14 protein-coding genes are annotated in these 13,135 nt (G+C 69.7%); 7 read left to right on the top strand and 7 right to left on the bottom strand.

Annotated elements, in window-relative coordinates; all coding sequences use genetic code 11:
• Positions 1–168: 168 nt before the first annotated feature.
• From AC1ROD_RS00965 to AC1ROD_RS00955, 3 genes are all read right to left on the bottom strand, one after another.
• Positions 169–2,337, bottom strand: a complete 2,169-nt coding sequence (locus tag AC1ROD_RS00965; RefSeq protein ID WP_492946396.1) for a protein-disulfide reductase DsbD family protein — start codon at positions 2,335–2,337, stop codon at positions 169–171.
• A 55-nt stretch (positions 2,338–2,392) separates the two neighbouring features.
• Positions 2,393–2,851, bottom strand: coding sequence for an OmpA family protein (locus AC1ROD_RS00960; protein WP_492946395.1), 459 nt, complete (start codon positions 2,849–2,851; stop codon positions 2,393–2,395).
• A gap of 112 nt (positions 2,852–2,963) precedes the next feature.
• The gene (locus tag AC1ROD_RS00955) at positions 2,964–3,305 is read right to left on the bottom strand and encodes a YMGG-like glycine zipper-containing protein (RefSeq protein ID WP_492946394.1); all 342 of its coding nucleotides are present in this window, start codon (positions 3,303–3,305) and stop codon (positions 2,964–2,966) included.
• Positions 3,306–3,484: 179 nt separating this feature from the next.
• Here AC1ROD_RS00955 and AC1ROD_RS00950 point away from each other — a divergent pair, with 179 nt between their 5' ends.
• The 3 genes from AC1ROD_RS00950 (at position 3,485) to AC1ROD_RS00940 (ending at position 5,822) form a co-directional block, all read left to right on the top strand.
• Positions 3,485–3,853: a hypothetical protein gene (locus AC1ROD_RS00950; RefSeq protein ID WP_492946393.1), complete on the top strand. Its 369-nt coding sequence runs from the start codon at positions 3,485–3,487 to the stop codon at positions 3,851–3,853.
• 84 nt (positions 3,854–3,937) lie between these two features.
• A complete protein-coding gene (locus AC1ROD_RS00945; protein WP_492946392.1) occupies positions 3,938–4,951 on the top strand; it encodes a diacylglycerol/lipid kinase family protein in 1,014 nt (337 codons plus the stop codon).
• A 13-nt stretch (positions 4,952–4,964) separates the two neighbouring features.
• Entirely contained in the window at positions 4,965–5,822 is an 858-nt protein-coding gene (locus tag AC1ROD_RS00940; protein WP_492946391.1) for a metallophosphoesterase family protein, read from the top strand.
• Between the two features lie 104 nt (positions 5,823–5,926).
• On the opposite strand, the gene AC1ROD_RS00935 is transcribed toward AC1ROD_RS00940, so the two are convergent.
• From AC1ROD_RS00935 to AC1ROD_RS00925, 3 genes are all read right to left on the bottom strand, one after another.
• On the bottom strand, positions 5,927–6,103 hold the full coding sequence (locus AC1ROD_RS00935; RefSeq protein WP_492946390.1) for a DUF1328 domain-containing protein: 177 nt from the start codon (positions 6,101–6,103) through the stop codon (positions 5,927–5,929).
• Positions 6,104–6,230: 127 nt separating this feature from the next.
• Entirely contained in the window at positions 6,231–6,644 is a 414-nt protein-coding gene (locus AC1ROD_RS00930; protein WP_492946389.1) for a hypothetical protein, read from the bottom strand.
• Entirely contained in the window at positions 6,644–7,021 is a 378-nt protein-coding gene (locus AC1ROD_RS00925; protein ID WP_492946388.1) for an ElaB/YgaM/YqjD family protein, read from the bottom strand. The genes AC1ROD_RS00930 and AC1ROD_RS00925 overlap by 1 nt, the downstream gene beginning before the upstream one ends.
• A 145-nt stretch (positions 7,022–7,166) precedes the next feature.
• Here AC1ROD_RS00925 and AC1ROD_RS00920 point away from each other — a divergent pair, with 145 nt between their 5' ends.
• The 4 genes from AC1ROD_RS00920 to mutS all read left to right on the top strand — a co-directional run bounded on the left by AC1ROD_RS00920 (position 7,167) and on the right by mutS (position 12,239).
• The gene (locus AC1ROD_RS00920; protein WP_492946387.1) at positions 7,167–7,829 is read left to right on the top strand and encodes a fumarylacetoacetate hydrolase family protein; all 663 of its coding nucleotides are present in this window, start codon (positions 7,167–7,169) and stop codon (positions 7,827–7,829) included.
• 11 nt (positions 7,830–7,840) lie between these two features.
• Positions 7,841–8,470, top strand: coding sequence for a maleylacetoacetate isomerase (maiA, locus tag AC1ROD_RS00915; RefSeq protein WP_492946386.1), 630 nt, complete (start codon positions 7,841–7,843; stop codon positions 8,468–8,470).
• 98 nt (positions 8,471–8,568) lie between these two features.
• Positions 8,569–9,471: an aldo/keto reductase gene (locus AC1ROD_RS00910; protein ID WP_492946385.1), complete on the top strand. Its 903-nt coding sequence runs from the start codon at positions 8,569–8,571 to the stop codon at positions 9,469–9,471.
• A gap of 74 nt (positions 9,472–9,545) precedes the next feature.
• Positions 9,546–12,239 carry a DNA mismatch repair protein MutS gene (gene mutS / locus AC1ROD_RS00905; RefSeq protein ID WP_492946384.1) on the top strand — a complete coding sequence of 898 codons (2,694 nt, stop codon included), beginning with the start codon at positions 9,546–9,548 and terminating at the stop codon, positions 12,237–12,239.
• Between the two features lie 7 nt (positions 12,240–12,246).
• Here mutS and AC1ROD_RS00900 read toward each other — a convergent pair whose 3' ends face one another.
• Positions 12,247–13,053 carry a CAP domain-containing protein gene (locus AC1ROD_RS00900; protein WP_492946383.1) on the bottom strand — a complete coding sequence of 269 codons (807 nt, stop codon included), beginning with the start codon at positions 13,051–13,053 and terminating at the stop codon, positions 12,247–12,249.
• Positions 13,054–13,135 lie beyond the last annotated feature (82 nt).

The raw sequence follows: 13,135 nt of genomic DNA, 5'->3' as shown, positions 1-13,135 counted from the left end.
TCGCTCGCTATCGGAAAACAAGAATTACGAAAGCATCAACAACCACAGCGCCTGCTCACATAGCCGCAGTGCGGCGTCCGCGTTAGCAGCTGAACGGCAAAGAGCGCAGAAGGCAATCAGTTCACGCCACCCGACCGACTTTCTCCATTTAGAAAGGGCAAAGCCCCCTCACTTCAACGCCTCCACCACCACCCCATCGGTCAGCAGCTGCGGCAGCACCTCCGGCTCCGCCTTCCCCGGCCGGTAGACCAGATACAGCGGCACCCCTGACCGCCCGTGGCGCTCCAGCTCTCGCGTGATGGCGTCGTCGCGGCGGGTCCAGTCGCCTTCGAGGTAGAGGGCGTTCGCCCCCTTCAAAGCCCGGGCCGTGACCGGGCTGGACAGGGCCGTACGTTCGTTGATCTTGCAGCTGACGCACCAGTCGGCGGTGAAGTTGACCAGGACCGGGCGGCCCTGGGCGAGGGCGGCCTGAACCTTCGCCTCGGACCAGGCGTCGGCGGGGAGTTCGGCGCGCGCCTCCGCTCGCCCGGCGGCCCGCTCGCCCGTGTGGCCGGTGAAGGCGGTCAGGCCCACGGCGGAGACCACCAGAACCCAGCCGGCGGCGGCGGCCCAGCGGATCCGGCGCGAGATGATCCCGAGCATCACCAGACCGAAGGCCGCGACCAGACAGGCGTCGACCAGCATCATGGCGGCGCCGAAATTGGTCTGGCGCCAGAAGACCCAGACCAGCCAGGCGGCGGCGGCGTACATCGGCACGGCCAGCCAGCGCTGCAGGATGACCATCCAGCGGCCCGGCGTCGGCAATCTGGCCAGCAGGCCCGGCGACAGGCTGATCGCCAGATAGGGCAGGGCCAGACCCAGACCGAGGGTCAGGAAGACGCCCATGGCCATGGGGGCCGGCATGACCAGAGCCGCGCCGAGGGCGAAGGCCATGAAGGGCGCCGTGCAGGGGGCCGCGACCACCACGGCCAGAACCCCTGTGAAGAAGGCTCCGGTCCCTCCGGGCAGGCGGGACAGGGGGGAGGCGCCGCCGAGGGATTGCAGCCGGGCGCCGACCTCGAACACGCCGGACAGGTTCAGGGCCACGGCCAGCATCAAGACGGCCAAGGCCGCGACCACGGCCGGAGACTGGAGCTGGAAGCCCCAACCGACCGCCTGCCCTCCGGCGCGCAGAACCAGAAGCACCGCGGCGAGGACGGCGAAGGAGACCAGCACCCCGATCGTGAAGGCGATGCCGTCGCGGCGCGCCTCGGCCGGTTCATGGGCCGAGCGGGTCAGGGCCGCCGCCTTCATGGCCAGGACCGGGAAGACGCAGGGCATCAGATTGAGGATCAGCCCGCCCAGAAGGGCGAAGGCGGCGGCCTTGAGCAGGTCGAGGGGGCCGGTCGTCGCGGGCGCTTGCGCCTGACCGAAGGCGTCGGGGGTGGGTTCCAGCGAGCCCGCGCTGGTCGAGCCGGGAAGCGCCGGGCCGGGGGTCGCGGTGATCTCCCAACTGCCCAGATCGGTGGACAGGACGCCGCTGATCGAACCCGTGAGACCCTTCTCCTTCAGGTCGCGGCCGGGGGCGAGGGTCAGGGTCAGGCCCTGTGGGCCGCGTTGGCCGAACTGGGCGGCGGCGTGGTCGATGACGTCGACTTCGAACGGGAAGAAGGAGGCCTGTTTCGGAGTGAGGCCCGCCAGCGGGCCGCCGGTCAGGCTCAGGGTCAGGCTGCCGTTCGTCATTGTCGCATGGGCGGTGATCCCGGCGGGGCGGGGCGCGGTCTCGACCACCGTCTGGATGCGACGGCCGTCGGCTCCTGCCAAGGGCGCGGCGCCCGTTTTGATCGGCAGGTTCAGCGTCAGGGTCAGGGGGTCGGGGACGCACATCTCGGCGCTGCAGACCAGAAAGACGGCGCGGACGGTCAGGGGGATCGTGGTCCTGGGCCTGGCGTCGGCCGGGATCTCGATCGGCACGGGCAGGAAGACCTCGCCCTCGTATCCATAGTTGGTCAGGCCCGAGAGCCGCTGGCGCTGAGGCAGGGGCCAGACGATGTCTCCGGCCGTGACCTGGGCGGGCAGGGTCCAGCTCAGGGTCGTCGCCCCGCCCGAGTCGCCCGGATTGCGCCAGTAGGTGTGCCAGCCGGGCTGGATGGTCTGTTTGACGGCGACCACCGCGGTCGATCCCGGCGCGGCCCAGGCCGACATGGGGACCAGCTCCGCCTCGATCCGCTCGGTCTTCTGCGGGCCGGTGGGGGTTTGCGCGGAACTCTGAGTGGGGGTCTGGGCCAACACGCCCGGGGCTGACGCCGCTCCCGAAAGGAGGGCCAGCGACAGAAGGAGGGATTTCAGAAGACGCAACGGCGAGGGTCCGGACGGTCGATCCCGGACCTATAACCTCTGCCGCGTCAGAGTCCTATTTGGGCGCCGCGTCCACCAGGACCTCGGTGCGCCGCCGCAGGGGTTCGCGCACGCCCGCCGCATTGACCGCGCCGTCGTCGCCCGCCGCGCCGACCTCGAACGCCGGCGAAGGCCAGCCGGCCGCCGCCAGGGCTTCCGCCACCGCCGTCGCCCGCCGTTCCGACAGGCTCTGGTTGGCCTGGGCGCCGCCTCTGGCGTCCGCCAGCCCCAGCACCTTCACGCTTTTGATCTGGCAACCCTGCAGCTGGGTCGCCGTCATCCCGATCGCCTGCCGCGCCGGCTCCGTCAGCCGCGCCTCCCCGTCCGCGAAATAGATCTCGAACCGCTTCGCCGCGCACGCAGACGGCGTCTCCACGATCTGCGACCGGTCCGTGAACATGTTCCGGGTCGTCTCGCACCCCGCCAGCAGCCCCGCGCCCGCCACCGCCGCCACCAGAATCCCGCGCTTGCCCATCATCCCCTCCGGATACCGGCGTTCAAAAATCTCGTCGCGACGCGAAAAAGGGCGGCCCGCGCTGCGAACCGCCCCTGTTCCCGCCCGCCGTCCTGCGGACGGCCGGACCGTCCTAGTTGCGGCGCTGGCCGTTTTCCCAATAGCATTCGCTCTGACGGTTATCGTAGCAGTAGTAATAGGCGCCGCCGTTGTCGCGGTAGCGTTGCTGGTTCGCGCGGTCTTGGTTGGAGCCGCGGATCGCGCCGACGGCGCCGCCGGCGAGGCCGCCGATCAGCGCGCCGGTGGCCGCATTGCCGCTGCCGACATTGTTGCCGATGATCGCGCCGGCGACGGCGCCGAGGCCGGCGCCGACCGCGCCCTGGCGCACGGTTTCATTGGTGCCGCCGTAGGGGTCGCTGGCGCAGGCCGAAGCCATAAGACCGGCGGCGCCGATGGCGATGAGTGCCTTCTTCATGGGTGTAATCCTTCATCCCGAATGGCTCGAGAGCGAGCCTGTTGTTCGCCCCGGGGGGGAGAACGCTGGATTATGGTGCAGGTTCCCGCCCTATGCGCTTCGTTGACGATCGATTAGGCTGATCCCGCATCGTCGCGGAGATCGGCGGTCGCAAGAAGAGTTGGTTGGAGGGGTCTGACATGCGTTTTCCTGAAGTGGTCCGGAATTCGGACGATACGGGTCACAGCCCGGTGTGGGCGCGCAGCAAGCGCAAGCGCGGTCCGGGCGCCGGTCCGTTCATCGGCTTCCTGGTGACCCTGCTGGCCCTGTTCGGCGCCTTGACCGGCGTCATGGCCATCAAGGAACGCTCCGTCGCCGCCGGCGGCGCGGTGATCGACGGCTGGATCTCCACCGGCGTCCAGGCCGCCCTGAAGGCCGTCGGCAAGGCACCTGAAGCCGCGACCGTGGCCGCCGACAAGGCCGGCGACACCGCCGAGAAGACCGGCGATGCCCTGAAGGCCGGCGCCGCCGAGACCGCGCAGGAACTGAAGCCCGCTCCTGCCCACTGAGAGCGGTCCCCGGTGCGACGAAACGCACCGTCGGAATAGTTACGCTTGCCCGGAACGTCGGCCCCGGCCGGACGTTCGGGCGAGATGACCGACAGCATCACTCTTCAAGGCGGCGCCCGCGCGTCCGCAACGGGGCCCGAAACGGAGCCTGACGCGGCGCCCGTGTCGAACCACGACATGGCCGAGGCGGCGGACGCCGTCGTTCGGGAACTGACGCCCCACATCGAGATCCGGCGCGTAGTGGTGCTGGTCAATCCGGCCTCCGGGTCGGTCGGTCCGCGCGCCGTCGGCGAGGTCGAGGCGATTCTGGCTGAATATCCGTGCGAGGCCGAGGTGGTGACGCTGGACGGCTCCCACATCAACCACCAGATCGAGCAGGCTCTGGCCTCCGATCCGGATGTCCTGTTCGTCCTGGCCGGAGACGGCACGGCGCGGGCCGTCGCCTCGCGGGCCGGACCGAAGGGACCGCTGGTCGCCCCCCTGCCCGGCGGGACGATGAACATGCTGCCCAAGGCGCTGTACGGCACCGCCGACTGGAAGCTGGCGCTACGCAAGGCGCTGGAAGAAGGCGCGCCCCAGTGCGTCTCGGGCGGAACCGTCGAGGGCGAGGCCTTCTACTGCGCCGCCATCCTCGGCTCCCCCGCCCTGTGGGCGCCCGCGCGCGAGGCGATGCGGTCCGGCAAGCTGTCCCTGGCCTGGGCCTACGGCCGCCGCGCCCTGCGCCGCGCCTTCACCGGCCGGCTGCGCTTCTCGCTGGACGGCGCCGCCAAGGGCAAGACCGAGGCCCTGGTCCTGATCAGCCCTATGATTTCGCGCGCGCTGGACGAACCCGTCGGGCTGGAGGCCGCCGCCATGGACCCGTCAGACACCGGCCAGGCCTTCCGTCTGGCGGCGACAGCCCTGTTCAGCGACTGGCGGCAGGACGCCTCGGTGACCACCAAACCCGCCCGCAAGATCGAGGTCTGGGCCCGGTCCAAGATTCCCGCCGTGATCGACGGCGAGCCGACCCTGTTGCCGCATGAGACGAAGGTGACCTTCATTCCCAAGGCCTTCCAGGCCCTTGCGCCCATCCCGCCAGCGGCGGAAGACAGCGTATGACGAGAACGCCGCCTTGAGCTCCGGCCGCCTGATCCAGTTTTCCGACGTCCATTTCGGCGTCGAGCACCGCCGCGCCTGCGCCGCCGCGATCGACTACGCCCAGGCCACGCCCAACGACCTGATCCTGATCACCGGCGACGTGACCCAGAAGGGTCTGCCCAACGAGTTCAAGGCGGCCGGCGACTGGATCCGGGCCATGCCGGAGCCCCGCTTCGTCGTCGTCGGCAATCATGACGTCCCCTACTACAGCGCCATGGCGCGGCTGTTCTGGCCATGGCGGGCGTTCGAGGCGGCGACCGGCCATCCGGCCCACGACGGGGAATTCAAGCGCGACAATCTGATGGTGCGGGGCGTGACCACCGCGCGCGGCTGGCAGGCCCGGCTGAACTGGTCAAAAGGCGTCATCGATCTGGACCAGACCCGGCGCGCCGCCGCCGCCCTGCGCCAGGCGCCGGTCGGGGCCCTGCGCATCCTGGCCTGCCATCATCCGTTGATCGAGATGATCGGCACCCCGATGACCGGCGACGTCAAACGGGGCGACGCAGCGGCCGAAATCTTCGCCGAGGCCGGGGTCGATCTGATCATGACCGGCCATACCCACATCCCCTTCGCCCTGCCGATCGATCTGACAGACCGCTGCTCCTATGCGGTCGGCTGCGGAACCCTGTCGCATCGCGAGCGGGGGACGCCGCCCAGCTTCAACCAGCTGGACTGGGACGAACGCGAGATCGTGGTCACGGCCATGGCCTGGGATGGAAACGCCTTCGCGCCGAGCCGGACCTGGCGTCTGCCGCGCCGGCAGGACACCCGCCACCCCGAAACCGCGCCCGATCCGGCCGTCGCCGGAGACAAGGAGAAGGCGGCCGTCTGACCGCCTTTGCGCTTTCCGACACCGACAGGCTTTATCAAAACGCACGAAAAAGCCGCCGCCCTTTCGGACGGCGGCTTCTTTTCAGTCGGCGCCGAAGCGCCGGCCTAAATACGCGTCCCGCGTCCTCGCAGACCGCCCATGATGAGCGAGGCCAGGAACAGGACGACGGCGATGATCGCGACGAACTTGGCGATCTCGAAGGACATGCCAGCGATGCCGCCGAAACCCAGAACAGCGGCGACGAGCGCCACGATGAAGAAGATGATAGCCCAGCGCAGCATAGTGGCCTCCAGCTCAGGAAGAGATTGAAACGATTGATCAACTTGGGCGCCACCTGACCGGCGCCGCTCCCTCAATCAACGCGTCTCAACTCCTACTGTTCCGTAGAGGTCGAAGACTCTGCGAAGTCTATCGACGTCTGCGGCCGTAGCCGCGGCTCTCCATGCGCTTCTCGGTGATCATGCTGGCGGCGATCGCGGCCAGGGCCGGATTGCGCAGCAGGAAGAAGAGGATGCCCAGACCGCCCGCGGCGCTGACGATCGGACGCTCGCGCATTAGATGGACGGCCTTCTGGGCAAAGCTTTCGGGCTCGTCGTCCTCGTCATCGTGATGACGATCGCCGCCCGCGCCGAGGAAGACGACGCAGATCAGGCTCGTCACGGCCGCGAAGGCCGCAAACGTGATCGCGGCCGCCCCGAGAGGCGGCAGCACCAGACACAGCGCATAGAAGAGCGTGGCCCCGAGCGCGATCACGGCCACGAATGCGCTGGCCGCGGCGGCGAAGCCGGCGACCAGCTTCTTTACCAGCCCCTTGCCGATCATCAGCGGCGACGACCGGCCAGCAACAGGCCGAGCACGATGCCGACGCCGAGCGCGATGGCGGTCGACTGGACCGGACGTTCCTGAACCCGTTCGGTGATGTAGCGCTGGGCTTCATCGAAACGCTCGGAGGCGTCGTCATAATATTCGCGGCCGCGCAGACGGGCCTGGTCGTAATAGCCGCGGGCCTGTTCGCGCAGGACCTCGGCCTTTTCGCGCACCCGGGCCTCCGCCTCGGCCGACTTGGCCTTCAGACGCTCCTGGGCCTCGGCGGCCTTTTCCTTCAGACGCTCGGTTTCCTCGCGGGCGCCGGTCTTCAGGTCTTCCTTCAGGGTCTTGAGGTCGTTCTTGATGTCTTCTCGAGCCTTGGTCGTGGCCATGTCGCGCGCTCCGGTGGTCAGCTTTGCTGTAAATAGAGGTACCTGCCGCTGAACGCTATATCCCCGCGAGAGTTCCGACCGTTTCGCCGCAGCGCAGCATGGGATTGCGGATGACGCTGCGGATTCCGCGTCCTAGAAAAGCGCCATGACCGACTGGCTGTTCCAACCCGCCCCGACCCCGTCCCTGCCCATCGTCGGCGACACGCGCCGTTTTCCGGTGCGCCGCATCCTGTGCGTGGGCCAGAACTACGCCGCCCATGTGCGCGAAATGGGCGGCGACGCGACCCGTCCTGCGCCCTTCTTCTTCTCCAAACCGGCGGACGCCCTGGTCACCGACGGTAGGGACCCGGCCTATCCGTCGCAGACCACCAATCTGCACCACGAGGTCGAGCTGGTCGTGGCCATCGGCGAGACGGGGCAAGCGATCGGCTGGGGGGTCGGGGTCGACCTGACCCGCCGCGACCTTCAGGCCCTGGCCAAGGAGAAGGGCCGTCCGTGGGATGCGTCGAAGGGGTTCGACCAGTCGGCGCCGTGCGGGCCGCTGACGCTCGGCGACCTGCCCCGGCCGATGGGCGCCATCGCGCTTTCGGTCAACGGCGTGGCCAAACAGTCTGGATCGCTGGACGACATGATCTGGAACCCGCACGAGATCGTGGCCAAGGCCGGGGAACTGTGGACCCTGCAGCCCGGCGACCTGATCTTCACCGGCACGCCCGAGGGCGTCGGTCCGCTGGTCCCGGGCGATCGGGTCGAGGCGACCATCGAGGGGCTGACGACCCTGAGCTTCACCGTCGCGCCTGCGCTCTGAGGACGACGGCCGTGATCCTGCATTCCTACTGGCGTTCCGGCGCGGCCTACCGGACCCGCATCGCCCTGAATTTGAAAGGGCTGGAGTACGAGCAGGTCGACGTCGATCTGCGCACGCGAGCCCACAAGACGCCCGAATATCTGGCGGTCAATCCGCAGGGGATGGTCCCGGCGCTGGAGATCGAGGGCGCGATCCTGACGCAAAGCGTCGCCATTCTCGAATGGCTGGAAGAGGCTTATCCGGAGCCGGCCCTGCTGCCGTCCGACCTGCTGGACCGCGCCCGGGTTCGGGCCATGGCGGCCCTGATCGGTTCGGACATCCATCCGCTCAACAATCTGAGGGTGCTGGGCGCGGTGCGCGGACTGGGCGCCGATCAGGCCGGGGTCGACGCCTGGGCGGGCGGCTGGATCGCCGCCGGCTTCGATGCTCTGGAGCAGATGGTGGCGAAAGACGGCGCCGGCTGGAGCTTCGGCGCCACCCCGACCCTGGTCGACTGCTATCTGATCCCGCAACTCTATTCGGCGCGGCGGTTCAATGTGAACCTCAACCCGTGGCCGAGGCTTCTGGCGGTTGAACAGGCGGCCGAAACCCATCCGGCCTTTATCGCGGCCCACCCCGACAAACAGCCCGGCGCGGACTGAATTTGTTGAACATTCCCGACCTACCAGCGGTCCGCAGGTAAGGTTCCGGCAACTTCCGGGTCAGCCTCCCTTAAACTTTCTGGTGCAAGGGTCGTCGGGTGAAGCCCCTTCCCGCACAAACCCCCGCCGGCAAACTGGCCATGGCGGTCGTTACCGACCCCGAAAGGGGCGTGGGCGCCGTGGCGACCGCTCCGGTCGGCGCGCGCGAAGAGGCGATGCGTTTCCTGCTGCAGACCGCCGCCGACGGCGGGATCAACACCGTCGCCACCCGTCCGGACCGCGACGGCGAGCGGCTGCTGGGTCAGGCCTGGCCCTTCCCCTCGCCGTTCCGCGTGACCGTGCGCACCGTGCCCCTGTCCGAAGGTCTGGACCGGGTCGAGGCCCGCGCCCGCCGTTCGCTGGAGCGTATGGGTCTGCCGCGCGGCGATACGTTGCTGGTGTCCAACGCCGCCGACGTGGCCGGAGCCGAGGGCCGCGCCCTGTGGGACCGGATGAAGGCGCTCAAGGATCGCGGCCTTTATCGCCGCATCGGCTTCTGCGCGACCATGGAGGACGGCCCGGCCCTGCTGGCGCGCCGCTATCAGCCCGACGTCGTCCAGATGCCCTGTAACCTCCTGGACCAGCGTCCGGTGACCGAGGGCGTCCTGTCGGACCTCGCCGCCATGGACATCGACGTCCACATCTCGTCCGTCTTCGCGCGCGGCCTGCTGTTCGCCAGCCGCGAGAGCCTGCCGCCGCATCTGGCCGAGCATGGCCCCGCCCTGTCGCGGGTGCGCCGCAGCCTGGCCGAAGCCCGCGTCGATCCGATGCAGGCGGCCCTGGCCTTCGCGCTCAACCTGCCGCCGGTCGCCTGCGCGGTGGCCAGCGTCGCCTCGGCGGCTGAACTGCGCGCCATCCTGGCCGCCTCCTGCGCGCCCAAGCCCGATCTGGACTGGGACGCCCTAGCCCTGTCGGAACCCGCCGCCCTGAGCGTCCGCGCACCCGTCAGCGCCGCGGCCTGAGCCAAAACAAGTCGGCCATCCCGCCTCGGAATGGCTTGAGGCGACGCGCCTGATCCGTCACCCTGTGCGTTCGCATGAACGCTCCCCTCGCACATCCGCCCCAGCCCGCCTCCACTGAAGGCGTGACCCCCGTCATGGGCCAGTATCTGGCGGCCAAGGCGGCCCAGCCGGACGCCATCGTCTTCTTCCGCATGGGCGACTTCTACGAGCTGTTCTTCAAGGACGCCGAGATCGCCTCGGCCCTGCTGGGCATCACCCTGACCAAGCGCGGCAAGCATCAGGGCGAGGACATTCCCATGGCGGGCGTGCCCGTCCACGCCATGGACGGCTATCTGGCGCGGCTGATCCGGGCCGGGCAGCGGGTGGCCATCTGCGACCAGATCGAGACCCCCGCCGAGGCGAAAAAGCGCGGCTCCAAGGCTATCGTGGCGCGCGACATCGTCCGCGTCGTCACCCCCGGCACCCTGACCGAGGACAGTCTGCTGGAGGCGCGGGGCGCCAACCGGCTGGCCGCCGTCGCCATCCGCAAGGGCCGCGCCGCCGTCGCCGTGGTCGAGCTGTCGGCCGGGGCGGTGGATTCGGTCGCCTGCGCGCTCGAGGATCTGGCCGCGACCCTGGCCGCCTTCCGGCCGTCCGAGGTGCTGGTCCCGGACAAGCTGTTCTCCGACGATGCGGTGCGACCGGCGCTGGATGGTTCCGGCGGGGTGGTTCAGGCCATGGCCTCCGCGGTCGCCGAGCCCGGAGCCGCGCGCGACCGGGTCGAGCGACTATACGGCGTTTCGTCGCTGGACGGGTTCGGCGCCTTCGAGGAGGCCGAGGTCTCGGCCCTCGGTCTGGTCGCCGCCTATCTGGAAACGACGCAGGCCGGCAAGGTCCCGGCCCTGACCCCGCCGCGCCGCTCGGGCGAGACGGGTTTTCTCGCCATCGATCCCGCAACGCGTCAGTCCCTGGAGATCGACCGCACCCAGCGCGGCGAGCGGGAAGGCTCCCTGCTGGCCTGTCTGGACCGCACCGTCACCTCCGGTGGGGCCCGGGCCCTGGCCGAGCGGATCTCACGACCCCTGCGCGATCAGCTGGCCATCAACGAGGGTCTGGACGCCGTCGAATGGCTGCTGGAGCGCCGTGACCTGCGCCGCGACCTGCGTGACGGGCTGCGGGCCTCCGCCGACGTCGCTCGGGCCGTGTCGCGGCTGGCGCTGGGACGCGGCGGGCCGCGCGACCTGGCCGCCATCCGTTCGGGTCTGGCCATCGCCGAGGGCATCGCCGGACTGTTCGTCGTCCCCGCGAACCCCTTGAACGCACCACCCGCCCGCATCCTCGGCTGCCTCGATCGCCTGACCCTGTCGCCCGATCTGGGCCGGCTGAAGATCGATCTGGCCGAAGGGCTGATGGAGGAGCCGCCGCATCTGGCGCGCGACGGCGGCTTCGTCCGCCCGGGCTTCCGCCCCGAGCTGGACGCCGCCCGCACCCTTCGCGACGACAGCCGCCGCGTGGTCGCCGACCTCGAGGCCCGCGCCGTCGCCGAGAGCGGGGTCCCCTTCAAGATCAAGCACAATGCCGTCCTCGGCTATTTCCTCGAGACCACGGCCAAACACGCCGAGCCCCTGTTCCGGGCCGGCCCCGAGAGCCCCTACATCCACCGCCAGACCCTGGCGGCCCAGGTGCGGTTCACCACCGTCGAACTGTCGGAGCTGGACGCGAAGATCAGCCAGGCCGGCTTCCGGGCCCTGGCCATGGAGGGCGAGACCTTCGAGGGCTGGCGTCAGACCGTGCAGCGCCTCGCCTACCCCCTGCAGGCCGTCGCCGACGCCCTGGCCGAACTGGACGCCACCTCTGCGCTCGCGGAATGGGCCGAAGAGGTCGGGGCGGTGCGGCCGACCGTGGATTCCAGCACCGTTTTCGAGGTTCAGGCCGGGCGTCACCCGGTCGTGGAGGCGGCGGTCAAGAAGGCCGGCGATCCCTTCACCCCCAACGACTGCCGTCTGGACGGCGCCCCGATCAAGGGACCGGGGTCCTGCGCCCGCCTGTCGATCGTCACCGGGCCGAACATGGCCGGTAAGTCGACCTTCCTGCGCCAGAACGCCCTGCTGGTGATCCTGGCCCAGGCCGGGTCCTTCGTGCCCGCGCGGTCGATGCGGCTGGGCGTCGTCGATCGGCTGTTCTCCCGCGTCGGCGCCGGGGACGATCTGGCGCGCGGCCGCTCCACCTTCATGATGGAAATGGTCGAGACCGCCGCCATCCTGACCCAGGCGACGCCGTCGAGCTTCGTGGTTCTGGACGAGATCGGGCGCGGCACGGCCACCTATGACGGTCTGGCCATCGCCTGGGCCTGCGCCGAGGCCCTGCATGAGACCAACCGCTCGCGGACCCTGTTCGCCACCCACTATCACGAGCTGGCGCGGCTGGAAGACCGGCTCGACCACGTCTCCAACCTGTCGATGGTGGCCCGGGAGTGGAACGGCGAGCTGATCTTCCTGCACGAGGCCGCGCCCGGCGCCGCCGACCGCTCCTACGGGGTTCAGGTGGCCAAACTGGCCGGGGTGCCGCCGTCGGTGGTCGCCCGCGCCCGCTCGGTCCTGGACCGTCTGGAGGCCGAGAAGGCCGCCAACGACAAGCTCGACGACCTGCCCCTGTTCGCCGTCGCCGAACCGCCGCCTCCGCCGATGAAGTCGGTCATGGACGAGGCCGTCGCGGCGTTGGATCCCGACGCCATGAGCCCGCGCGAAGCACTGGAGGCTCTTTATCGGCTCAAGGCCCTGAAGGCGTAGTGCAGGCCTAGCGCCGCTTCACCGGCTCATAGCCGTAGTCGATGACGCACATGTGGTTGAACACCGCGTGCGGGCCGCAGCTGACCCCGGCGCGGACATAGCCGTCGCGGAACAGGTTCACCCGGTGGCCCCGGTCGGCGATGTTGTCGTCGACCAGCAGCTGGATGATGACCTCACGCGCGGTGTCATAGCCGTAGGAGATGTTCTCCCCGCCGTACGGATCGCCGCCGCGCCGGGCCACGCGCGTCGCGAAGTCCCAGCCGTCCGAGCCATAGTGACCGATGAAGCCCGAGGGGCCCTGATCGGCGACATGGTCCCCGGCCGTCAGGGCCAGGATCAGGTCGGGCGTCAGGGGCGCCATCGGCTTCTGGCGCCGCAGGAAGGCGATGGCCTCGTCGACCGCCGCCACCCCCTCGCGGGTCTGGATATTGATCCGGCCGGGCCGCACGACGATGTCGCCCCGGAACTGCGTTCGGTAGTCCTGCAGCACCGCGATATAGGCCTGCGGGTCGGACCGCATCAGGTTCATCTCGGCCAGAACCTCGCGCGACAACTGGGCGTCGCCGCCGACCGGGCCGTAGCCCGCGGCCGCCATGGCCAGGCCGTCGGACCAGTGTTCACGCCGCAAATCGCTGCGCATCGCCGGCGGCGCGTCTCCCGAGGGCGGAACCGAGGCGGCATGGGCCGGAGGCGCCGGCGCCGCAGCCGTCCCGGCGCCATTGCCGTCGCCATCCCACGCCAGGACGTGCGCGGGCGCGCCGAGGCTCGACGCCGCGACAGCCAGAACTGCGAGGAGGACGAGACGCGGGGTCAAAAAGGCTCCGGGAAACAGTGTTCCCGAACCCTGCCCCAAGCGCGGAAAAGACTCCAGCGGGCTCCCCGTGTTGGCGAACGGG

This window comes from Brevundimonas sp. GW821-FHT12E07, from assembly GCF_058807035.1.
This window is presented reverse-complemented; position numbering and strand designations above follow the sequence as displayed.